The organism is Lysobacter alkalisoli, from assembly GCF_006547045.1.
Taxonomy (GTDB): Bacteria; Pseudomonadota; Gammaproteobacteria; order Xanthomonadales; family Xanthomonadaceae; genus Marilutibacter; species Marilutibacter alkalisoli.
Genome location: NZ_CP041242.1, coordinates 2,731,549 through 2,754,911, shown reverse-complemented (window position 1 = coordinate 2,754,911; position 23,363 = coordinate 2,731,549). Strand labels below are relative to the sequence as shown.

Genomic DNA, 23,363 nt, shown 5'->3' with positions numbered 1-23,363 from the left:
AAGGTCCGGCCGGTCAATGTTGGGGGACAGGGGATGAGTGTACTCACTCCAGCGCATTCGTCGCGAGGCGAACCGATGCGCGTACTCGAGGAAATCAAGCGGCAGGCGGTCGAGCAGCTCGGCGGCGTGCCCGATGCCCTGTACCCCGGCATCGAACAATCCCTTTCGGCCGCCCTCCAGGCCGGGGATGTCGGTCCCGACCATTTCGAGGATCTGACGTCGCTGCGCATGTTGCGCCAGCAGGCGGCGAGCCTGGTGATGCGCTATCGCCAGCAGCTGGCCAAGGGGTTCGATGATCTGCGTGGTCTGCGCATGCGCACGCGCGGCGACCTGCCGCTGGGCCTGGTCGAGGAGAACCACCTGGAGTTCCACCTCGAGGGCCAGCGCCTGGTCGAGTCGCTGGAAGGACGCTTCGCCGAACCATTGCAGGTGATGCGCCAACGCCTGCTGATGATGACCGAGATGCTCGGGTTGCCGGATGCGCCCAATCCGATCGCCCCCGAGCGGCTGGTTGCGGCGCTGGTGGAATCCTTCCGCGAAACCGAACCGACCCGACACGTGCGCGAACTGTTGTTCCGCTACTACGAAGGCGAGCTGGTGCGCCGGCTGGGCGACCTGTACGGCAGGGTCAATGCGCTGCTGTCGGCGACGGGCTACGGCCACCACGGCATGGCCGCTCCAGGTCACGCTCCAGCACAACACGCTCCGGTACAGCACGGCTACCGGCATGACACCGTCGAGGCCGTTCCCTACCGGGGAGCGGCCATGGGCATGGAGGCAATGCAGGGATTCATGGAACAGATGGGAGTAGGGATGAGCACCGGCGGTTCGCCCGGGATGTCGCTTCCCGGCCAGGACATGGCCGATCTGCGCGCGATCCTGCGGATGTGGCGTGAAGGCGGGCTGGGCACGCCGCAGCCAAGAGCTGCTGCCGCGGATGCGGCACCGGGGATGACCACCGCCCCCGGCGCGAACTGCGCGTGGACGAGATGCTCAGTGTGGTCAGTCTGCTGCAGTCCGAGCCGCCGGACGCCTTTGCCCGTGCGCTGGCCGGTCCGGGGCGGCTGGGTTCGGCGATCCGCGACCACCTGAGCGAGGGCGCGCGCCGGATCGGTGTCGATCCCGAGCAGACCCGTTTCAGCGACGAGGAGGAAGATGCGATCGACCTGGTCGCGCTTTTGTTCGATTCGTTGTTCCGCACCAGTTCGTTGCAGGACCGTGCGCGCCGCCTGTACGGACGACTGGTGTTGCCCTACGTCAAGGTCGCGCTGACCGACGACGGCCTGTTCGTGCAGCGCGAGCACCCGGCCCGCAAGCTGCTGGACGCGATCACCGAGGCCTGCGAGGGCAACCAGGCCAGTACCCCGCAGGAACGCGAACTGCTCGACCGTGCTGCCGCCGCGTCGCAGCGGGTGGTGGCCGAATACAACGAGGACATCGCGGTGTTCGAGCTGGCCCATGCCGAGCTCGACGCCCTGCTGGGCCAGCAGCGTCGCCGCAGTGCGCTGCAGGAAGAGCGGCTGGTCAAGGCCACGCTCGGGCGCGAACGCCTGGACCAGGCCCGCGAAACCGCCGACGAAGCGCTGATGGAGCGCCTGCGCAAGGTCCGCTTGACCCAGGCCGTGGCCGACTTCCTGGCCATGCCGTGGCGGCATCATATGGTCCAGACCCTGCTGCGCGATGAGGATCCGGCACGGCGCGAGGAGGCGCTGGCCCTGGGCGATGCGCTGCTCAAGGCCGACCGGCTGGCAGCCGAGAACCGCGGCCGCGAACTGGCCGACCATTTGCTCGAGATCGAGCCGCTGGTGCTGCGCTGCCTGGCCAGCTCCGGCCTCGACGACAGTGCCGCCCGGCACGGCCTGGCCGGGTTGGTGCGGGCACTGGCCACCCCTGATGGGCCGCGCCGCGCGCAGACTGCCCGGCCGCTGGCGGCCGGTGAGACCGTCGAATCCAGCGAAGAACACAAGCTGTGGCTGGCCGGCGGTACCGCCACCATCGGTCACGACCCGGAGATCACCGAACGCATGCGTGCCCTGGAGATCGGCGACTGGATGCGCGTGACCGACGTGCACGGCGAGATCGTCGCTGCCAAGGTTGCCTGGATCAGCCCGATGACCTCGCGCTTCCTGCTGGTCAACCGTCGTGGCCTGCGCGTGCTGGTCGCTTCGGCCGAAGAGCTGGCGCTGATGCACAAGGACGGCCGTCTGGTGGTCGGCTCCGAGCGCTCGGCTTTCGACGAGGCGATGCGGCGCGTGCGCGAGCGCCTGGACAGCGCCGCGGCCGCCGACTGAGCGGCTGCCGGCCATTTCCGGCGACTCCCTTGCTAGGATCGCGCTGAACGGGGCGACAGGCGCCCCCCTGCGGGGAGGTCCGACATGGCGGCAGAGACGGCGGCGGAAACGACGGCATCCGGCAAGGCGATCGTGGGCGTGGTCCGCGAACACGCCGAGGGCGAGCGCCGGGTGGCGATGACCCCGGAGACCTGCCGCAAGCTGGTGGCCGCGGGTGTGCGGGTGCAGATCGAGCGCGGCGCCGGGTTGCGTTCGGCCTTTACCGATGAAGCCTACGCCCAGGCCGGTGCCGAACTGGCCGATACCGCAGACGCGGTGCTGGCCGGTGTCGACGTGCTGCTGTGCGTGCAGCCACCCGCCGATGACGCCATCGCCCGCATGCGTGAGGGGGCGACCCTGGTCGGCCTGCTTGCGCCGCAGGCCGACCCGGCCCGTGCCGAGGCGCTGCAGTCGCGTGGCATCGTCGCCTTCCCGCTCGAACGCCTGCCGCGCACCACCCGCGCGCAGGCGATGGACGTGCTCAGCTCGCAGGCCGGCATGGCCGGTTACAAGGCAGCGCTGATCGCCGCCCAGCTGGCGCCACGCTTCTTTCCGATGCTGACCACTGCCGCCGGTACGATCCGGCCATCGAAGGTGCTGGTGATCGGCGCCGGCGTCGCCGGCCTGCAGGCCATCGCGACTGCGAGGCGGCTCGGCGCCCAGGTCGAAGGTTTCGACGTGCGACCGGAAACACGCGAGCAGATCGAATCGCTCGGCGGCAAGTTCCTGGACCTTGGCGTCAGCGCTGCGGGCGAGGGCGGCTATGCGCGCCAGCTCACCGACGAAGAGCGTGCCGAACAGCAGCGCCGGCTTGGCGAGCACCTGAAGAACGTCGACGTGATCGTCTGCACCGCGGCGGTGCCGGGGCGACCGGCGCCGAAGATTGTCAGCACGGCGATGGTGTCGGGGATGAAACCCGGCAGCGTGGTCGTCGACCTTGCAGCCGAGACCGGCGGCAACTGCGAAGCGACCCGGCCCGGTGAGACCGTCGATGTCGATGGCGTGGCCGTTGCCGGTCCGCTCGACCTCGCCAGCAGCGGCGCGGTGCATGCCAGCGAGATGTACGCACGCAACCTCTACAACTTCGCCAGCCTGTTCCTGCAGGACGGCGTGCTCGCGTTCGACTGGGACGACGAACTGCTGGCGAAGACCGTTTGGCCGGAGCGGCAGCCGTGATCCCCGGACACAGCCCGGGAATCGCCCTCAATCTCCCTTGCTGTGTTTCTCGATCCACTCCCGGCGCTGTTCAGGCGTCATTGAGTGCCATTGCTCGCGCAGGGCCTTGCGCTGCTCGGGGGGCAGTTCCTTCATCGACTTGAACAGGGCTCGCGCCTGTTCGCGCTGCTCGGGGTTCATGTGTTCCCAACGGTGGCGGCCGTGGCTGGCCCTGCGGCGCTGCTCGGGGGTCAGCTCCTGCCAGCGGCGGGCATGATCGAGCATCGCCTCGCGTGCCTCCGGCTGCGCGTTCCAGCGGTCGCGGATCGGCGCGATCAGCCGTTCCTGCTGTTCCGGGCTCAGTTGTTCCCAGGCGGGCGGCGGGCTGGCCGGCTCGCTGGCGGCCACGGGCACGGCGAACAGGCCCAGGGCCAGCAGGGCGCTGCCGGCGGCAAAGCGTTGGAGGAGCCGCGAGCGAGCGGTTACGGCGGTGCGGTCGGCAAACATGTCAGCGCTCCAGGATCGGCGGCAGTGCGTCATCGTTGACGGCCAGCCACAGGTAGAGGTCGGGGTCTTCGTCATAGGTGGCTACCAGCGCCTCGATCTCGGCGGCCAGCAGGACATCGGCGATGGCGTTGTCGCCACCGGGAGCGGTGATGGCGACATCCGGGCTGGGCGCCGGGGCGTCGGGACGCAGCCAGAACACGCCGATGGCCAACGCGAACACCGCCGCGGTGGCGCTGGCCATGCTCCAGCCCAGGCCGTGCCGCGGGCGCGGTGACGCCAAAGCGTCGCGACGCGCGCTGCGCAGGCGGGCCGCGGTCGCAGGCGGCAACTGCTCCAGGGATGCCCGGTGCAATTGCCGCATCGCGGCGTCGAAGCGGGTCTCGTTGTCGTGGTTGGCAGTCATCGCCAGTCCTCCAGTTTTCGTTGCAGTGCTTCGCGGGCACGCGACAGGTGCGTCTTCACCGCGCCCTCGCTGCAGCCCATCGCCCTCGCAGTGGTAGCGACGTCCAGTTCCTCCAGAACCCGCAGCGTGAACGCCTCGCGTTGTCGCGTCGGCAGCCCGCCCAGCGCCGCGGCCAGGTGGGCGTAGCCCTCGCGGCCGTCATGGGTGCGCGACGGGTCGGGGCCGTCGTCGGCCCATTCGATCGTCCCGCCGTCCTCATGCTGCGGCTCGGCCGACAGCCAGGTCAGCCGGAACCTGCGTCGTCGCTGCATGTCGATGATGCGGCGGCGAAGGATGCTCCAGAACAGCGGTGTCCATTCCGATGCCGGCCGGTCCTGGTAGGCCAGCATCTTCATCATCGCGTCCTGCACCGCGTCGAGGGCGTCGTCGCGCTGGCGCAGGCCGACCTCAGCGAAGCGGAACGCCCGCGTGCCGATACCGGCAAGGAAGGCCTCCAGCGAAGCCGGCGAATCCTCTTTGGCGGAGCTGTCCAGCGTGTTTTCAGGGGCGCCATGGCTCACGGCCTGCAGCATACGACCTCCTTCCCGGACAGGCAGTAGTCGCGGCATCGCAGTGGTGCGGTGGTAGTGGGCATGGTGGTCGCAGGTGGGTTCGGGCATGGGAACGCGTCACCCCGCCCGGGGTTGACACTGGACGCGAGCAGTCGATCGGCGGTTATGATGCGAACGGACTGCATCGGGGAAGGGCGGGAGGCGCAATCGTGTCGCAGGCGTTCATGATGCTGTACATCTTCATGCTGGCGGCGATCGCTGGCCACGTGATCATTTCGCGGGTGCCGGTGATCCTGCACACGCCGCTGATGTCGGGCTCCAACTTCATCCACGGCATCGTGCTGGTGGGTGCGATGATCGTGCTCGGCCATGCCGACACGACGCTGGAGAAGGTGGTCGGCTTCATCGCCGTGCTGCTCGGCGCCGGTAACGCCGCCGGCGGCTACGTCGTCACTGAGCGGATGCTGGAGATGTTCAAGTCCAGCAGGAAGCCTGCCGGGAAGCCCGCTGACGGAGGCGATGCATGAGCGCGCAGGTGGCGCTGGCTTCCACCAGCTACCTGGTCGCCGCGACCCTGTTCCTGCTCGGCTTGCAGCGCATGGCTTCGCCGTTGACCGCGCGCAGCGGCATCCACTGGGCCGGGTGGGGCATGCTGATCGCGACGGCGGCGACCTTCCTGCTGCCGGATCTGCACAACCTCGGACTGATCGTCACCGCGCTGGTGCTGGGCACGGTGCTGGCGTGGGTGTCGGGCAAGAGGGTCGCGATCACCGACATGCCGCAGATGGTCGCGCTCTACAACGGCATGGGCGGCGGTTCGGCGGCGGCGATCGGTGCGGTGGAGTTGCTGAAATTCGCCAGCGTGGCGGCCGCGCTCCCGGCCGGGGCCGGGCTGGCGATGCTGGCCGTGGATGCCTCGCCGGTGACCCTGGTGCTGGCGGCACTGGGCTCGGCGATCGGTTCGGTGGCACTGTCGGGCTCGATCATCGCGTGGGCCAAGCTTGATGGCCGCCTCGACAAGCGGGTGGTGTTCCCCGGCCAGCAATTGTTCAACCTCGCCGTCGCGCTGGCGATGGTGGTGTTCGGCGTACTCGCGGTGGCGACGCTGTCGACGACCTGGATCATCGCCTTCTTCGCTACCGCGCTCGCGCTCGGCATCCTGATGACGTTGCCCATCGGCGGCGCCGACATGCCGGTGGTGATCTCGCTGTACAACGCGTTGACCGGACTGGCGGTCGCGTTCGAGGGCTACGTGCTCGAAAACGAGGCGCTGGTGATCGCCGGCATGATGGTCGGCGCGGCCGGCATCCTGCTCACCCGGTTGATGGCCAAGGCGATGAACCGGCCGATCTCCGGGGTGCTGTTCGGCAGCTTCGGCGGTGGTGGACAGGCGCAGGAGATCAGCGGGTCGCAGAAACCGATCGAGGCCGGCGACGTCGCCGCGATGATGGCCTTCGCCGAGCGCGTGGTGATCGTGCCCGGCTACGGCATGGCGGTGGCGCAGGCGCAGCACAAGATCTGGGAACTGACCCAGAAGCTGATCGAGCGCGGGGTCAAGGTGAAGTTCGCGATCCATCCGGTTGCCGGACGCATGCCGGGGCACATGAACGTGCTGCTGGCCGAGGCCGGCGTGCCCTACGACCTGATCGCCGACATGGACGACATCAACCCTGAGTTCCCCAACACCGACGTGTCGCTGGTGATCGGCGCCAACGACGTGGTCAACCCGGTCGCGAAGACCGACCCGGCCAGTCCGATCTACGGCATGCCGATCCTCGACGTGAACCGGTCGAAGAACACCATCGTCATCAAGCGCGGCAAGGGCACGGGATTCGCCGGCATCGAGAACGCGCTGTTCTACGCCGACAACACCCGCATGCTGTACGGCGATGGCGCCGAGATGGCCAGCGCGCTGGTCAGCGAGCTCAAGGCGTTGGACGGCGGGCATTGAGCCCGCAGACAGCGTCAGCGCGAGGCCAGTACCGCGACCACCAGCGCCACCGCCATGCAGCCCAGCTCCCATGGGCCGTTGGCAAGCTGGGCCAGGGTCCAGGCGTGGTGGAAGCCGAGCCGGGTGGCGGAGGCCAGCGGCATCAGCCCGAGCTGGCCCCCGACCTGGCCCGCGATGATCAGCCATTGCGCCGCCAGCACCACCAGTGCGGTGGCCGACAGCCCGAGCAGGGCGCGCCGGAAGCCCTGCCGCCAGTTGCCGAAACGCAGCACCCAGGCCAGGTCGAGGGCTACGACCAGTGCCATCCAGACATGCAGGCCGCCGGTGTAGAGGCTCAGCAGCACCCATAACGTCACCAGTCCGGCCATGCTCAGGACGAGCAGCAGCCAGGAGGAGGCACGGACGTGGCCGGTCGGACGGGGCTGGTCGGGCATGTGGGAGGCAGGAAGCAGGCAAAACAAGCCGCACAGCATAGCCGACTCCGGACGGTGGCCCTGGCGTCCCGGTAGAATGGTCGGCCTTGTCCGAGGCCCGGACACCCCAATATTTCCGGCATGTACTCTCGAAGCAGCGAACCCGTCCGCCTGGAGCGCGATTGCGCCGCCGTCCTCGTCCCCCAGGGCGAGCACGTCAACCTGCCCGCGGGCAGCATCGGTTACATCACCCAGGCGCTGGGCGGCAGCTACACCGTGTTCATCGAGGGCAACCTGTTCCGCATTGCCGGCCAGGACGCAGACGCGCTGGGCAAAGAGCCGCCGTCACCGCTGGAACTGCCCGAAGGGGCCGACGACGAGGCCGTCGAGCAACTGGTCTGGCAACAGCTGCGCACCTGTTTCGACCCCGAGATCCCGATCAACGTGGTCGACCTGGGCCTGATCTACGAGGCCACGATCCAGTCGCATCCGGAGCATGAGGATCAGCGCATGGTCGTGATCCGCATGACCCTGACCGCCCCGGGCTGCGGCATGGGCGACATCCTGGTCGACGATGTGCGCAGCAAGCTGGAAATGATTCCGACCGTGGCCGAAGCCGACGTCGAGCTGGTGTTCGACCCGCCGTGGGGTCGCCACATGATGTCCGAGGTCGCCCGCCTCGAAACCGGAATGATGTAAGCCCGGGCGTTCAGCGCAGCGGGCTGTGCTGTGTCAGCGCGGCGCGCTTCGTGGCCTGCAGGGTGGCAGTCAGCCAGTCCAGGTCCGCGCCACGGAGTCCTGTCTCGGCCAGTATCGCGACGCGTGTCGCCCGGTTACAGTCGCCGGACTGCATGTCGGGCGGCATCAGGCTGTGCAGCTCCAACAGGGTCACGGTGTCCCCCAGCCGGTGCGCCTCGGCATGGATTGAGGCCAGCCGTTCCAGCGCCTGTTGGTGGTCGCCGGCGGCAAGTGCGAGGACGATCGCGACCTGCTCAAGGCGCCGGGTGAGCAGCCACACGTCCGCGGTCGCGCTGAGCCGTGCCGCATCGAGATGGCGCCTGCTTTCCTTCCAGTCGCCGCGAGCAGCCGCGACTTCAGCCAACCCGGCCAGGGTCAGCGTGGCCAGCCAGCCGTAATCCGCCTTCCGCACTGGCGGTAACACTTCTTCGTAGAGTCGGCGCGCCTGCTCCAGCTCGCCGCTTCGGGTCAGCAGGTCGGCCTGCCACAGCGACAGCATCCAGCGATCCGGGCCGTCCAGGTCGGCGTCGATCATGGCGTCGAGCACCTGCAACCGGTCGAGTGTGGCGGCACGATTGCCGGCAAGCAGGTCGGCCGAGGCGGCGATCAGTTCGGCGTACTGCCTGATCGAGGGGTGGTCGTGTCCGTTGCAGCGGCCCAGTTCGGTGCGCGCCGGCGCGAGCTGCCCCTGTGCCAGCAGAAGTCCGGCGCGCACGCAGGCCAGTCGCGCGGCGGAAAGCGGCGGCAGCTCGACGGCGGTGTCCTGCTTCGGGTGCTGCATGTCGCGGTCAAGGGTGGCCAGGGCAGCACCGGTATCGCCGTGAAGCTGCTGCAGGTAAGCGTCGAACTGGGCGACCCAGGCGGCGGCGTCGCCCTGCAACGGGCCGCTGCGCAGGCGCTGCATGCGATGCCCGGCGCCGGGAAAGTCGCCCAGCAGCAGGTCTTCGTTGAGCAGGTCCAGGTCCAGCTGATTCTGCCGGTACCGGTCGCCGGATGTCATCGCGGTCGCGAGCGCCTGTTCGAGTCGTTGCCGGTATTGCTCGTGCCGGCCGGCGTTGTAGTGGCTGAACGCGACCTGGCGAAGCAGGGTGATCTCGAGGTTGTGATGCCCGCCGGCATGGGTCTCGGCGAGCAGGCTGTCCAGCAGCGGATTTTCGACATCGTGCGGGTCGCGTGCCCATCGGGCCTGATAGCGCGCCAGCGTTGCGCGAATATTGTCGCCCGCGAGCTCGAACTGTTCGGCGGCCTGTTCGTATAGCGACAGGTCGGCGCTTTCGCGGTCGAGAATATTGCCCGCGGTGGCCATCATCAGCAGTGCGCGCGCGCGTTCCAGGGTCCATCCCGGCCCGGCTGCCTGTGTCATCCGTTCGGTGATGATGGCCTCGGCCCGGCCGCGTTCGTAATCGCCCAGCATCATGTTGGCCTGAGTCAGGGTCAGCTGCCGGGTGATGCGCAGGCCGGTCGGCTGCCGGTCCCAGACAGGTTGCGACAGGATCTCCAGCGCCTGCTCGACCTGGCCGGCCTGGACCAGCAGGCGTGCCTGCTCGAGTGCGAATCCGGTCCGTTGCGGATAAATCTGCGCCAGCGAGCCATAGGCTTCGGCGGCTTCGATGAACTGTCGCGGGTCGATCGACAGCGCCAGTGCATCGAGCAGCGGTTCGGCGTCGTCGGGGACCGGCACCAGCAATTCGCGCGCGGTCGCCATTTGTTCCCTGGCGCCGGCGTTCTGGCCGAGATGGCCCTGGGCCACGGCCAGATCGAGCCGCGCCAGACCGAACCGGGGGGCCTGCCGCACCACGTCCTGCAGCAAACCTGTGGCGGAGGACCAGTCGCGCGCCTTCAGGGCGTCGTGTGCATCGCCGAAGCTGCGCGCGGCATCCGCATCGATATCGAGCTCCGGCCATGCTGTCTTGGCACGGGACGGCAACAACCGTGCGAGCACCTGCTGCGAAAGCGCATCGACCAGAGCCGGCACCTGCGACGCCGTGCCGCGCATCTCGATCTGCTCACCGTCCGTGCCCTGGCCAAAGCTGGCGCGCACGAAGATTTCATCCGGCGCGGCGGGCGAATGGCCGGAAGAGATCAGGACGATCGTGGGCGGCAGCGTGGCCGCGTCGGCGGCCAGCTGCGCTTCGGTCAGCAGGACCGCCTCGGGCAGATGGGTGAGCTTCCAGCCCAACCACGCGTGCAACAGCTTCGCCGGCCAGCGGGTGTCGGAGGCGGCCGCGCGATCGCCTACTTCGATCAGGGCTATCGCAACCGGCGCGGTGGATGCGGGCCGGGGCGCCGCGAGGCGATGCAGCACGGCCAGGCCAAGGCCGAGGGCAGCCACCAGCACCGCTGCCAATAAGAGATGACCGGACCTGTGTGCCCTGTCGCCGGAAGGCATGGCCCGCACAGTGGCCTTGCGTGCTTCCGCCTGCTGACCTGACCCGGGCGCGACGGATGCCGGCGGGATGGGACCGGGATCGTTCGCCTGCATGGAGGTCCTGGCGTCTTCCTCGACGGGGGTGGGGGGCTCGAACACGTAACCATTCCTGGCGACGGTGCGGATCCAGTGCTTGCGCTCGGGTCCCAGTGCCTTGCGCAACATCCACACGCTTTGCGAGAGGTTCGAGTCCTCGACCACCACGCCGGGCCAGATGCGTTCGAACAGGCGGGCACGGGTATGCAGTGCATTCGGTTCGGCCAGGAACAACAGCAGCAGCTCGAACATCCGGTTCGGCAGTTCGATCTGTCCGTCAGGGCGCTCGATCCTGCGATGGAGCAGGTCGATCCACAGATCGCCGACCCGCAACCGCTGTGCATGCTCGGTCCAGGGCCGCGGGTTTGCCTGGTGCGTCGACGCTGTCATGGGCGTGCCCTTCCATTGCCGGTCCCGAATGCTATCCCGTATGCGAGCGTGGGATCACAGGCAATTTCCATACGTCGCCGTGCGGGCCGTGCAGCCTGAACGGGGTCTGCGCGGGACGGCGTGCCCGATGCCGGAATGATGATTCCGGTCACATGCCGGGGTGGATTTGAAGTGGATTTGATTTTTCCGGCGCTTATTTGAGCTGGATTTGAGCCTCAGGCGCATGTCTCGCGGTCGACGCATGGCTAAACAGTTGAACGGCGGCAGTCGGTTGCACGGGTGGATCAGGGGGCGGGCAGGTTGCCGGCGAAACCCGGCAATCGGACGGGATGCCATCGACGCCGTGGTGGAAACGTTCGGGTTCGCGTCGATGCGGACTTGGATCCATATCAACATCACACAAGTGGGGTTATTGAATGAAAGTTGTTACTGGTACGCCAATGCGGGTGAAAGCGCTGGCGGCAGCGACCTTGATGGCGTTGTCGCTCCCGGCGTTCGCATCCTCCCCGAACGGTGCTGCGGAGTTGCGCACGAGCAAGGCGCCGATCGAGGGCCGCTACATCGTCGTGCTCAAGGAAGACGCTGCCAGCCTGGCTTCGGAAGCGTCGGCCATCGCCGCCAACGGCCAGAGCAAGCCCAGCGTGGCCGCGGTTGCACGCGAGTTCGCCTCCAGCCGCGGCAAGGGTCGCGCCAACGTCGTCCACGCCTACCAGCACGTGCTGCGCGGCTTCGTGGTCGAGGCCGACGATGAGGCGCTGGCGCGTGTACTCGCCGATCCGCGCGTGGACTATGTCGAGGAAGACGGCATCGTCAGCATTTCCGCAACGCAGAACAACGCGACCTGGGGCCTGGATCGCATCGACCAGCGCAACCTCCCGCTCAACAGCACCTACGTCTACGACGCCACGGCAGCCAATGTGCATGCCTACGTGATCGACACTGGCATCCGCGCCAGCCACAACGACTTCGGCGGCCGGGTCGGCAGCGGCTACACCGCGATCAACGACGGCAATGGCACCAACGACTGCAACGGCCACGGCACCCACGTCGCCGGTACTGTCGGCGGCACCACCTGGGGTGTGGCCAAGCAGGCGCGGCTGTATCCGGTCCGCGTGCTCGGTTGCAACGGCAACGGAGCCTGGTCCGGCGTGATCGACGGCATGGACTGGGTGGCCGGCAACCACACCAAGCCGGCGGTGGCCAACATGAGCCTGGGCGGAGGTGCTACCAGCAGCATCGACGAGGCCGTTACCCGCATGCGCAATGCCGGCGTGACCGTGGTCGTCGCTGCCGGCAACGACAGCAGCAACGCCTGCAACTACTCGCCGGCGCGTTCGTCCTCGGCGATCACGGTCGGTTCGACGATGAACAACGACAGCCGCTCGATTCACTCGACGTGGTCCAGCAACTACGGCTCCTGCGTCAACATCTTCGCTCCGGGCTCGTCGATCACCTCGGCCTGGCACACAAGTAACACGGCCACCAATTCGATTGGCGGCACCTCGATGGCCTCGCCGCATGTGGCGGGCGTGGCGGCGCTGTATCTGGCGGGCAACCCGGGCGCGACGCCGTCGCAGGTGGAAAGTGCGATCTACAACAACGCCACCCTGAACGTGCTCAGCAACATCGGCTCGGGTTCGCCCAACCGGATGCTGTATTCGCTGTTCGGTGGCGGCACCGATCCGGACCCCGATCCCGATCCCGATCCGCAGCCCGGCGAATTGCAGAACGGCGTGCCGGTGGCCGGCCTGTCCGGTGCCAGCGGTTCGGAACAGTTCTTCACCCTGGACGTGCCCTCGGGAGCGACCAACCTGGTGTTCCGCATCACCGGCGGCAGTGGCGATGCGGACATGTATGTCCGTCGCGGTGCGCAGCCGACCACGTCGAGCTACGACTGCCGTCCATACCTGAACGGCAATGAAGAGAGCTGCAGTTTCGCCAGCCCGCAGGCCGGCACCTGGCATGTGATGCTGCGTGGCTACAGTGCGTATTCGGGCGTGAGCCTGACTGGCAGCTTCGATACCGGCAGCGGTGGTGCGCCGTGCACCTCGTGCACCAAGTACAGCGGGTCGCTGTCCGGGGCTGGCAGCTCGCAGGTCCAGCCGAATGGAACCTACTACCAGTCGGCAAGCGGCACGCATCAGGGTTGGCTGAAGGGACCGGCCGGTACCGACTTCGATCTGGAGTTGTACCGCTGGAACGGGTCCGGCTGGACGCGGGTGGCCCAGTCGGCAGGCCCGACCAGCGAGGAGTCGATCTCGTACAACGGCACCGCCGGCTACTACTACTGGCGGATCCTGTCCTACTCGGGCAGCGGCAGCTACGACTTCTGGCTCCAGCGTCCGTAGTCCGCTGGCATCCGGCCAGGGAGGGCCGTCCCGGCCCCGGTCGGGACGCCGCAGGGAAGCGGAATGCAGCGCTTTCGCCGTATATCTGATTGTCTGTTGAGAACCTGGCACCCCGTTGCGATGCGGGGTGCCTTTTTTTGGCTCTTCTCCCAAGTGAGGGGGAGCGCGCCTTCAGCGAAGGCGTGGACGTTGCCGCTTGCGTTCGATCACCGGTTCTCGCCGCTGTCTGGCTGTCCCGACGCGACCTGCCGGCCTTGACGGCGAATGTCCCCCGGCCGCCGCCCGTGGCGGCGGCCTCCTCCTTGATTTCGTCGTCAAGGCCGGCAGGCCACGTCGGATCGCGCGGTTACGCTGGAACGCGAAGCCGGCCCTCCCCGGGAGTCCGCTTCCGAGACCATCAGTCATGTCGGAACGCCGGGGCGAAGGCCCTTGGATGCGAAATCAAGGCGGAGGCGCCGGCCCTGGCCGGTGCCGGGGACATTCGCATCCAAGGGCCTTCGCCTCCGGCGCCCGGTCATCCAACAGACCTGATGCTTTCCCCTTGATTGGGCGAAGAACCTTTTTTTGTTCTGTATCGCTTGTAGGTGTCGGCCGACACCCCGAGCGCTACGTGACGGTTGTCGCACATCTGAAAATTGCCCTATGCGTGGGTAGGGGGTGGTGCTTTGCTGACGTTGGCTTTTTTGATGGACCGCCTGCCTGCGGTCCGGCTCCGGGCGGTACCGGCTGTCTGGAGCCAGCAGTAGCGGCATCCGTTTCGTCATGCTGGCCGAGGGGCGCTGGCCGGGGTCGGGAGAGAACCCTGTGGATGCTGGCCTGTCGCGCAATGCGCGCGGTCCGGTGGCTGTACCCATCCGCCGCCCGGGTAGTCCGGCGGCGCGCACAACAACGCTACGTTTTGGGGGTTACACCAGCATGTCACGTAAAGAACGATCCATCCGCCTGAATGCACTCGCTGCGGCCACGGTGATCGCAATCTCCTCGACCTTCGCTACCGCCGCTGCTGCGGAGCGGGTCAACATCGCCACCGTGCAGTCGGATGGCCCGAACGACCGTTTCATCGTCAAGTACCGCGACGGCGCCACCCAGGCATCCGCCGTGCAGAACTCACTCAATCGCGCCGCCGCCTCCGCCGGCCTGCGTGGCAACGGAAAGGGCCTGGGCCTGCAGCGGTTGCGCCAGATCGCTGGCGGCGCCGACGTGGTCCGCGCCGACCGTCGGCTCGACGTGGCCGAGGCCGAGACCTTGATGCGCCAGATCGCCGCCGACCCGAACGTCGAGTACGTCGAGGTCGACCAGATCATGCGGGCGGCGATGACGCCCAATGACACCCATTACGCCACCTACCTGTGGGGTCTGCAGGACGGAGTCGGCGGCATCAAGGCCAACCAGGCCTGGGACATCACCGACGGCGCCGGTGTGGTGGTCGCGGTCATCGACACCGGCATCTCCGCCCACAGCGACCTCGATGCCAACATCCTGCCCGGTTACGACTTCATCAGCGACTCGGCGATGGCGCGCGACGGCAACGGCCGCGACAGCAATCCGAAGGACGAAGGTGACTGGTACGGCGCCAACGAATGCGGCGGCAGCCATCCGGCGGCCAACTCCAGCTGGCACGGCACCCATGTTGCGGGCACCGTCGCCGCGGTGGGCAACAACAACAAGGGCGTGATCGGCGCCGCTTACAACGCCAAGGTCGTGCCGGTGCGCGTGCTCGGCAAGTGCGGCGGCTATACCTCCGACATCGTCGACGGCCTGACCTGGGCCTCGGGCGGCAGCGTCTCCGGCGTGCCGGCGAACGCCAATCCGGCCGAGGTGATCAACATGAGCCTGGGCGGCAGCGGCTCCTGTTCGACCACCTACCAGAACGCGATCAATGCCGCGGTCGGCCGCGGCTCCACCGTGGTGGTGGCGGCCGGCAACAGCAACGCCAACGTGGCCAACTTCAGCCCGGCCAGCTGCGCCAACGTGATCTCCGTAGCCGCGACCAACAAGACCGGCGGCCGTGCCAGCTACTCCAACTACGGCAGCCTGATCGACGTGGCCGCACCGGGCGGCGACAGCCCCGACTGCACCACCCTGATCGTGTCCACCGGCAACGCCGGCACCACCACGCCGACCGACGAGAACTACAAGTGCAATGCAGGCACCTCGATGGCGGCCCCGCACGTCGCCGGCGTGGTCGCGCTGATGCAGTCGGTGGCACCGACGCCGCTGACGCCGGCCGAGGTCGAGTCGATCCTGAAGAGCACCCTGCGTCCGTTCCCGTCCACCACCGACCAGAACATTGGCAACGGCATCGTCGATGCCAAGGCCGCGGTCGATGCGGCCGCTGGCGGCAGCACCGAACCGCCCCCGGGCGACAACGTGCTGCAGAAGGGCGTGGCGGTGACCGGCCTGGCGGCCAGTTCCGGCAACTGGCTGCACTACACGATGCAGGTACCGGCTGGAGCGACCAACCTGAGCTTCACCAGCTCCGGTGGCACTGGCGACGCCGATATGTACGTCAAGTACGGTAGCGAGCCGACCACCTCGAGCTACGACTGCCGTCCGTACAAGAACGGCAACAACGAGACCTGCAGCTTCGCCAGCCCGCAGGCCGGCACCTGGCATGTGTCGCTGCGTGCGTACAGCACCTTCAGTGGCGTCAGCCTGGTCGGCGACTACACCGGCGGGGGAGACGGCGGCAACAGTCCGCAGGCGTATACCAACGGCACCGACTACGCCATCAACGACAACTCGACGGTGGAAAGCCCGATCAGCGTGTCCGGCCGCAGCGGCAACGCCCCGAGCGATACCAAGGTCGACGTCGACATCCGCCACACCTACATCGGCGACCTGAAGGTGGACCTGGTAGCGCCGGACGGCAGCGTCTACAACCTGCACAACCGCAGTGGCGGCAGTGCCGACAACATCATCAAGAGCTACACGGTGAACCTGTCGAGCGAAGCCCTGAACGGTACCTGGAAGCTGCGGGTGAACGACAACGCTACCCAGGACACCGGCTACATCAACAGCTGGACCGTCACGTTCTGAAGCGACAGCCCGGGCGAGGAGGATCTCGCCCGGGCATTTTCATGTTCCGGGTCCGCATGGCCCGGGACATGCCCACAACGGATTTCCGTGGCGTGCGCGACGTGCACGCCACGTCGTGGATGGAGACCGGAGCGCCTTGAAAACGGGAGCGACGTTGGCGGTATTCCTGCTGGCTTCGTCGATGCTGCCTGCAGCCGGCATGGCCGGAGCGGGTGGTGCGCCGCTTTGTCCTGCCGATTCCGTCACCTGCCTGGACCGCATCCAGGTCACCGCCACCAAACGCCCTGAATCGACGCTCGATGTACCCGCCGGCACCACCGTGATCGGTGCGAGGGAACTGCGCGAGTCTGCACCGCAAACCGTGATGGATGCGTTGCATGGCGCTGTCGGTACTTTCGTCCAGCAGACCACGCCCGGGCAGGGCGTGGTGATCGTGCGCGGCCTCAAGGGTTCGGAAGTGCTGCACGTGGTCGATGGCTTCCGCCTCAACAATGCGATATTCCGCAATTCGCCCAACCAGTACATCGCCCTGGTCGACTCGCAACTGGTGGAGCGGATCGAAGTGGTGCGCGGCCCGATGAGCACGCTGTACGGCAGCGATGCGATGGGTGGCGTGGTACACATGCTGACGCGGCAGCCGCGCTTCGAGGGTGATATCTGGCAGGCCAACGGTCGCCTGCGCACGATCCTCGGCAGCGCCGACCGCTCATCGTTGAGCCGGGTCGAAGCCGCGGTGGGCCGCGAGGGATTCGCGCTGTCCGGCGGCGCCACCTGGCAGGACGTGGGAGACCGGCGCATTGGTGGCGGCGAGCGTCTGCGTCCGACCGGCTTCACCGCACATGCCTACGACCTGAAACTGCGCACCGCTGTCGCCGAAGGCCACACGCTGTCGGCAAGCGTGCAGTACCTCTCGCAGCCGCGCACGCCGCGCTACGACGCTCTGGTGCCCGGCTTCGGCCAGGAGGCGCCGGAGAACACGCTGTTCCTGTTCGAACCGCAGCAGCGCCGCTTCGCCCAGCTGGTGTGGCAGATCGAACGCGACCATGGCTGGTTCGACAGCGCCGAGCTGCATCTGGGCCGGCAGGACATCATCGACGACCGCCGCCTGCGCGCCTTCGGCACCCCCGGCAATGAGGACCGCGAGCGCAATCGCGACACGCTGACCGGGCTGTTCGGCCAGTTCGGCAAGTCGCTGGGGGCGGCGCATTACCTCAGCTACGGTTTCGAGTGGTATCGCGACGAGGTGGCATCGAGCCGGACCCGCACCGACCTGGCCAATGACGCGACCGTTGCCCGCGCTCCCCGCTTCCCGAACGGCGCGCGCATGGACACGCAGATGCTGTATCTGGCCGACGACTGGCTGATCGGCGACCGCGTGGACCTGAATTTCGGCGTTCAGTACAGCCGTGCCGAAGTCCGGATACCGGCGACCGATGCCATGCCGGCGGTGACGCTGGCCCCGGATGCGCTCAGCGGCAGTGTCGGGATCAGCTTCAAGCTGCGCGACGACTGGCGCCTGATCGGCAATATCGGCCGTGGTTTTCGCGCCCCCAACATCTTCGACCTGGGCATGTTCGGCGAACGTCCGGGACAGCGTTTCAACATCGCCAATCCGCGATTGGAGCCGGAGACGGTGACGACCGTCGACGCCGGCTTCAAGTTCGGCGGCTCACGCGCCAGCGGCGAACTGATCGCGTTCCACTCACGCTATCGCGACAAGATCACCACGGTCGAGACCGGTGCGGTACGCACCGTCGACGGAACCGATTGTGTCGCCGATACCCGGGGGTGCCTGCAGGTGGTGCAGAACCGCAATGTCACCGCACTGGACCTGTGGGGTGTGGAGGCCGGCATGCGCTATCACCTCGATGCTCCGGCGCTGGAGCTCCATGCCAGCGCCACCTGGACCCATGGCGAGGAAACGTTCGAGGGACGCAGCTATTCCGCCGACCGGGTGCCGCCACTGTTCGGCAAGGCCGGCGCACTGTGGCGTCCGCGGGCCGACCTGGGCCTGGAGCTGTATGCCTACTACGCCGCACGCCAGGACCGCTTGAGCGAGCGTGACATGGGCGATCCGCGCATCAACCCAGACGGCACCGCCGGATGGGTCACCGGCAATGCGCGCATCGCGTGGCATGCCAGCGATCGCTTCGATCTCGCGCTCCGCATGGAGAACCTGGCCGACAAGCGTTATCGCGAGCACGGCACGGGGCTCGATGCCGCCGGGCGCAACTTCATTCTCAGTGCCGACTACCGCTTCTGATGGGAGACGCAGCCGTCCCCGCCGAATGTCCACCGATCCTGCCATGAGAGGTCCGCAGCCGATGCCAATACCGACCCCGTTCTCCCATGTCCCACGGGCGCCCACGTCCCGACAGAGAAGTCGCCACCGGGGCGCCGGGCCTCGCCTGCTGACCGCGCTGGTGGGCGTGTTGCTGGCGATGGGCGCATACGCCGGCGATGCCAAGCCGGTACAGACGGCAAGTACAGCGAACGAGCCGGCGACCTTGCCGGAACCGCTGCGCCAGGATCTCAGCGCCAAGCTTCCGGCTGGCCTGCCGATCGAGATCGACAACCCCTACGGCAGCGTGTTCCTGCGCTTCGGTGGCTACGAGCACGAGGTCGGCATCCATTCGACGCTTCAGCAGCCGCCGGGTGCGCCGACGATCGAGTTCCTGCCCGAGCAAGGCGATGGCCGTTACCGGATCGCCCCCGGCTGCCCGATGGCGCGACCCTGGCCGCGGCACAGCGTCTTGACCTGGTGGTCTACGTGCCGGAGAAGCACCCGGTCCGCGTCCGCACCCACCTCGGGGAGATCGAGTGCCGGGGTGTCATGAGCGACATGGACCTCGTCAGCACGGCCGGCAACATCGCCGCGCGCGGCACCGTGGGAACGATCCAGGCCGAGACCGGCGAAGGTTCGATCGAGATTTCCTTCGCCGACACCGCGCCGGCCGGTTCGCGCCAGCGCCTGGCCACCCGGACCGGTTCGATCGTGGTCGGTGTCACCGACCAGCTCGACGCACGCGTGCGCATGGCCACGTCGGCGATGTTCTCCAGCGACTACTCGATCCAGGTCGAGCGCCACGACGGCGAGGAGCCGAACAAGACCGCGCATGCCGTCATCGGCACGCCAAACGCCGACGTCTTGCTGGAAAGCCGGCGCGGGGAAATCCGTCTGCAGCGACGGGTGGTGTACCGCCCGACCCCGGAAGAGCCATCGCCGCAGACATCCGAATCGGAGAGTACGCCATGAGGGCACCGCCCCGGACGCGGACTCGCCATACCTGCTGGTTCGCCAGTGCACCTGCTGTATCCACTTCAACCTGTTCTTGGGAGTAAGAGTGATGAAGTTCAGCAAGGCCTTGACCCGGGTCGTGGCAGCATCGCTGCTGTTACCCTGCGTGGCATTCGCCGCGCCGCCGGTCGACAAACCCGGCAATCCCAACCCCGGCCGCCCGCAACTGGGCGAGCCGGTCACGCCACATGGCGTCAACGTCGATCTGCGCAACATGCCGGCCGCGCCGGCATGGGTGCCCGGCCAGGCGATCCGGGAAGCGCACAAGCGCCAGTACCACCCGCTCGACAAGATCATGCCGCACGCGCCGGCCAGCATGCCCGTGCTTGAGGACCAGTTGCCCGAGCTGCAGCAGATCTGGGACGAGTCGGCACCCGTCCGTGCCCGCAACCGCGCCAGTGGCGGCCGGGTCAACATCAACAACGGCAACACCGGCGTCAGCCCCGGCGATCCGGTGGTCGCGGTCGGCAGCAATCACGTGCTGTATGGCATCAACGGCAGTTCCAGCAACGGCGGCACGACCTTTACCGTCTACGACAAGAGCGGCAGCAAGCTGGCCGGACCGATCTCGATGTCGTCGCTGGCGCCGGCCGGGCATGCCTGCCGGACCTCGTGGAGCGATCCGATCATCATGTTCGACCGGATCGCCAATCGCTGGTTCATGCTGGAAATGGGCGGCGGCAGCTCCAACCCGCACCTGTGTACCTATGTCTCCAAGAGCGATGACCCGGTCTCGGGCGGCTGGTGGTTCTACGGTTTCTCCACGCCGAGCACCCCTGACTACCCGCACTGCGGCGTCTGGAACAACGCCTACGTCTGCGGCACCAACGAGGGCGGCAGCGGTGCCAAGGTCTATGCCTTCGATCGTGAGCGCATGTTGACCGGTGGGACTGCGCGTGCGGCCCAGCGTTTCACCAGCATTCCCAAGCTCGGCGGCTACGGCTTCCAGATCGTCACCCCGGTGACCTTCTTCGGCAGCACGGCTCCGCCAGCCGGCGCGCCGATGATCCTGGCCCGTCACAACGACGACGAGGCCCACGCCGGCAGCAATGCCGACGGCAGCAAGGACTTCATCGACCTGTTCGCGCTGAGCGTGGACTGGGACACGCCGTCCAACAGTTCGATCGCGACCCTGCCGAAGATCGATGTCACCGAGTTCAACAGCTGGTTCCGCGACTACTCGACCTTCGCCACGGTGCCGCAGCCGAACTCCAGCTCGCGCCTGGACCCGATCCGCGAGGTCATCCTCAACCAGCTCGTGTACCGCAACTTCGGTACCCACGAGGCGATCGTCGGCAACTACGCGACCAACCGGGATCCGGCCCGCAGCGGAACGGTTGTCCACGCCGGTATCCGCTGGTTCGAGCTGCGCAAGTCCGGCACGAGTGACTGGTCGCTGCACCAGGAAGGCACCTACGGTCCGGGCGACAGCAACACCCATCACCTGATGGGCGGTGTCGCCATGGACAAGAACGGCAACATCGGCCTGGGCTACAACGTCACCAAGACCAGCTCGCCGGTGATCTATCCCAGCCTGCGCTACACCGGCCGCAAGGCCAGCGACCCGCTGGGCGTGATGACGCTTGCCGAAACCGATATCGCCATCGGCAGTGCGGCGGAAACTTCGGGCCGCTGGGGCGACTACCACCAGATGACGGTCGATCCGGTCGATGACTGCACGTTCTGGTATGTCGGCATGTATCGCCCGAGTGGCGGCTGGCAGACCCGCATCACCGACTTCAAGTTCGACGATTGCGGCGGTGGCGGCACGCCGACCACGTTCTCGGTCAGCGGCACCGTGACCAACAGCAGCGGCGTCGGCATCGGCGGCGTCAGTGTCGGTGCCGGCTCGGTCAGCGCCGTTACCGGCAGCAACGGCAGCTACGCCTTGACCAATCTGGCCAATGGCAACTACACCATCACGCCCACGCTGAGCGGCTACAGCTTCTCGCCGACCAGCCGCAGCGTCGCCGTGGACGGCGCCAACGTCAGCGGTCAGAACTTCACCGGCACCGCCGACAGCGGCGGCGGCAACGAACTGCAGAAAGGCGTGGCGGTGACCGGCCTGGCGGCGAGCCAGGGCAATTGGCTGCACTACACCATGAACGTGCCGGCCGGAGCTTCGAACCTGAGCTTCACCATCTCCGGCGGTACCGGCGACGCCGACCTGTACGTGAAACATGGTAGCCAGCCGACCACGTCGAGCTACGACTGCCGCCCGTACAAGAACGGCAACGAGGAAACCTGCAGCTTCGCCAGCCCGCAGGCCGGCACCTGGCACGTGTCGCTGCGCGCGTACAGCACCTTCTCCGGCGTCAGCCTGATCGGCGACTACAGCGAAGGCGGCGGCAGCGATCCGCAGACCTACACCAACAACACCCGCTACGACATTCCGGACAACAACAACACCGGTGTGAGCAGCCCGATCACCGTGTCAGGCCGCAGCGGCAACGCACCGAGCAATACGCCGGTCGCGGTGGACATCGTGCACACCTACAAGGGCGACCTGATCGTCGACCTGATCGCGCCGGACGGCTCGGTGTACAACCTGCACAACCGCTCGGGCGGCAGTGCGGACAACATCAACACCACCTACACGGTGAACCTGTCCAGCGAGCCGTTGAACGGCACCTGGTTGCTGCGTGCCAGGGACCGCGCCAGCCAGGACATCGGCTACATCAACAGCTGGAGCATCACCTTCTGAAGTCTCTCTCCACCGTCATTGGTGGACCCGGACCCCGGCTTCGGCCGGGGTCATTTTTTGTGGTTCATCTCCCAAGTGAGGGGGAGTGCGTCTTCAGCGAAGGTGTGGATGCTGCCACTTGCGTTCGATCGCCGGTTCTCGCCGCTACTTCTCGCCGCTACCTGGCTGTCCCGACGCGACCTGCCGGCCTTGACGGCGAATGTCCCCCGGCCGCCGCCCGTGGCGGCGGCCTCCTCCTTGATTTCGCCGTCAAGGCCGGCAGGCCACGTCGGATCGCGCGGTCACGCTGGAACGCGAAGCCGGCCTTTCCTGGAAGTGTGCTTCCAGGACCACCAGTCATGTCCGAACGCCGGGGGCGAAGGCCCTTGGGTGCGAAATCAAGGAGGAGGCGCCGGCTTTGGCCGGTGCCGGGGGACATTCGCATCCAAGGGCCTTCGCCCCCGGCGCCACGGTCATCCAACAGACCCGGCGCTTCTCCTCGATTGGGCGAAGAAGCTTTTTTATGCGCGACCGTTGGTTCGCATCTGCCATCCCGGCCGTTCGGAAAAACGATCCGGTCTCAGACCGCCTCGAAGCGATTGGCCTCGACGTTCTTGCGGACCTTGGTGGGGTCCCATATCCGGCCGTTCATGGCGATGTAGACACCCGGCGGCAGCGACTGCACCGCGCCGACCGCACAGCCAACATTGAATTCGGCATCGGAACCACGGAAGCGGGCGGGGCTCAAGGCGCCGGTCAGCACGATGGTCTTGTCGGTCAACGAGGAAAGCACCTGCGCGGTGGCGACCATGGTGTCGGTACCGTGGGTGACCAGTACGTGTCGGGCGGGTTGCGCGGCGATGGTGGCGCGGATCAGCTCGCGGTCGTCGTCGCTGATGTGCAGCGAGTCCTTGCGCAGGATCGGGATCACATTGAAGCGGAAGGCGACACCCAGCTCATGCAGGATGCCGCCGATCTGCGGTTCGCCGATCTGGTAGTCCGACTTGTCGTCGAAGTAGATCTTGTCGATCGTGCCGCCGGTGGTGACGATGCAGAGCTGGTCCATCGGAATGCGTGTGTTGGGAGCGTGCGC

At 67.3% G+C, this 23,363-nt stretch carries 18 protein-coding genes and 1 pseudogene; 13 read left to right on the top strand and 6 right to left on the bottom strand.

Features of this window, described 5'->3' with window-relative positions; translation table 11 throughout:
* The first annotated feature begins 33 nt into the window (after positions 1 to 33).
* From FKV23_RS17670 to FKV23_RS12110, 3 genes are all read left to right on the top strand, one after another.
* Positions 34 to 1,092, top strand: a complete 1,059-nt coding sequence (locus FKV23_RS17670; protein WP_167285196.1) for a DUF1631 family protein — start codon at positions 34 to 36, stop codon at positions 1,090 to 1,092.
* Positions 990 to 2,291 (top strand): DUF1631 family protein, encoded by a 1,302-nt coding sequence (locus FKV23_RS17665; protein WP_279633051.1) that lies wholly within the window; start codon positions 990 to 992, stop codon positions 2,289 to 2,291. Before FKV23_RS17670 ends, FKV23_RS17665 begins: the two co-directional genes overlap by 103 nt.
* Before the next feature lie 84 nt (positions 2,292 to 2,375).
* The gene (locus FKV23_RS12110; RefSeq protein WP_141624074.1) at positions 2,376 to 3,506 is read left to right on the top strand and encodes an NAD(P) transhydrogenase subunit alpha; all 1,131 of its coding nucleotides are present in this window, start codon (positions 2,376 to 2,378) and stop codon (positions 3,504 to 3,506) included.
* A gap of 27 nt (positions 3,507 to 3,533) precedes the next feature.
* Here the strand turns inward: FKV23_RS12110 and FKV23_RS12105 are convergent, their stop codons facing one another.
* From FKV23_RS12105 to FKV23_RS12095, 3 genes are read right to left on the bottom strand one after another with little or no spacing between them, the layout of a single operon-like run.
* Positions 3,534 to 3,992, bottom strand: coding sequence for a DUF3106 domain-containing protein (locus tag FKV23_RS12105; RefSeq protein ID WP_141624073.1), 459 nt, complete (start codon positions 3,990 to 3,992; stop codon positions 3,534 to 3,536).
* A gap of 1 nt (position 3,993) precedes the next feature.
* Positions 3,994 to 4,395 (bottom strand): DUF3619 family protein, encoded by a 402-nt coding sequence (locus FKV23_RS12100; protein ID WP_141624072.1) that lies wholly within the window; start codon positions 4,393 to 4,395, stop codon positions 3,994 to 3,996.
* Positions 4,392 to 4,967 (bottom strand): RNA polymerase sigma factor, encoded by a 576-nt coding sequence (locus tag FKV23_RS12095; RefSeq protein ID WP_141624071.1) that lies wholly within the window; start codon positions 4,965 to 4,967, stop codon positions 4,392 to 4,394. Before FKV23_RS12095 ends, FKV23_RS12100 begins: the two co-directional genes overlap by 4 nt.
* 203 nt (positions 4,968 to 5,170) lie before the next feature.
* Here FKV23_RS12095 and FKV23_RS12090 point away from each other — a divergent pair, with 203 nt between their 5' ends.
* Entirely contained in the window at positions 5,171 to 5,473 is a 303-nt protein-coding gene (locus FKV23_RS12090; protein WP_407067679.1) for an NAD(P) transhydrogenase subunit alpha, read from the top strand.
* A complete protein-coding gene (locus FKV23_RS12085) occupies positions 5,470 to 6,897 on the top strand; it encodes an NAD(P)(+) transhydrogenase (Re/Si-specific) subunit beta (protein WP_141624069.1) in 1,428 nt (475 codons plus the stop codon). Before FKV23_RS12090 ends, FKV23_RS12085 begins: the two co-directional genes overlap by 4 nt.
* 14 nt (positions 6,898 to 6,911) lie before the next feature.
* On the opposite strand, the gene FKV23_RS12080 is transcribed toward FKV23_RS12085, so the two are convergent.
* A complete protein-coding gene (locus tag FKV23_RS12080) occupies positions 6,912 to 7,331 on the bottom strand; it encodes a hypothetical protein (RefSeq protein ID WP_141624068.1) in 420 nt (139 codons plus the stop codon).
* A 120-nt stretch (positions 7,332 to 7,451) separates the two neighbouring features.
* On the opposite strand from FKV23_RS12080, the gene sufT reads away from it, so the two are divergent.
* A complete protein-coding gene (sufT, locus tag FKV23_RS12075; protein ID WP_141624067.1) occupies positions 7,452 to 8,009 on the top strand; it encodes a putative Fe-S cluster assembly protein SufT in 558 nt (185 codons plus the stop codon).
* A gap of 10 nt (positions 8,010 to 8,019) precedes the next feature.
* Here sufT and FKV23_RS12070 read toward each other — a convergent pair whose 3' ends face one another.
* Complete coding sequence (locus FKV23_RS12070) at positions 8,020 to 10,902, bottom strand: winged helix-turn-helix domain-containing protein (RefSeq protein ID WP_141624066.1); 2,883 nt, start codon at positions 10,900 to 10,902, stop codon at positions 8,020 to 8,022.
* Between the two features lie 416 nt (positions 10,903 to 11,318).
* Here FKV23_RS12070 and FKV23_RS12065 point away from each other — a divergent pair, with 416 nt between their 5' ends.
* The 7 genes and pseudogenes from FKV23_RS12065 (at position 11,319) to FKV23_RS12045 (ending at position 22,291) form a co-directional block, all read left to right on the top strand.
* A complete protein-coding gene (locus FKV23_RS12065) occupies positions 11,319 to 13,250 on the top strand; it encodes a S8 family peptidase (RefSeq protein WP_208543163.1) in 1,932 nt (643 codons plus the stop codon).
* Positions 13,251 to 14,165: 915 nt separating this feature from the next.
* A pseudogene (locus tag FKV23_RS12060) lies at positions 14,166 to 15,920 on the top strand (S8 family peptidase); the annotation flags it as partial.
* Positions 15,921 to 15,998: 78 nt separating this feature from the next.
* Positions 15,999 to 16,289, top strand: coding sequence for a proprotein convertase P-domain-containing protein (locus FKV23_RS17540; protein WP_244244182.1), 291 nt, complete (start codon positions 15,999 to 16,001; stop codon positions 16,287 to 16,289).
* A 136-nt stretch (positions 16,290 to 16,425) separates the two neighbouring features.
* Complete coding sequence (locus FKV23_RS12055) at positions 16,426 to 18,552, top strand: TonB-dependent receptor plug domain-containing protein (RefSeq protein WP_141624064.1); 2,127 nt, start codon at positions 16,426 to 16,428, stop codon at positions 18,550 to 18,552.
* 61 nt (positions 18,553 to 18,613) lie between these two features.
* Positions 18,614 to 19,126, top strand: a complete 513-nt coding sequence (locus tag FKV23_RS12050; protein WP_141624063.1) for a hypothetical protein — start codon at positions 18,614 to 18,616, stop codon at positions 19,124 to 19,126.
* Positions 19,123 to 19,545, top strand: coding sequence for a DUF4097 family beta strand repeat-containing protein (locus FKV23_RS17255; protein WP_167285194.1), 423 nt, complete (start codon positions 19,123 to 19,125; stop codon positions 19,543 to 19,545). Before FKV23_RS12050 ends, FKV23_RS17255 begins: the two co-directional genes overlap by 4 nt.
* 91 nt (positions 19,546 to 19,636) lie before the next feature.
* The gene (locus FKV23_RS12045; RefSeq protein WP_208543162.1) at positions 19,637 to 22,291 is read left to right on the top strand and encodes a pre-peptidase C-terminal domain-containing protein; all 2,655 of its coding nucleotides are present in this window, start codon (positions 19,637 to 19,639) and stop codon (positions 22,289 to 22,291) included.
* 559 nt (positions 22,292 to 22,850) lie between these two features.
* Here FKV23_RS12045 and FKV23_RS12040 read toward each other — a convergent pair.
* Entirely contained in the window at positions 22,851 to 23,336 is a 486-nt protein-coding gene (locus FKV23_RS12040) for an asparaginase domain-containing protein (protein ID WP_141624061.1), read from the bottom strand.
* Between the last annotated feature and the right edge of the window lie 27 nt (positions 23,337 to 23,363).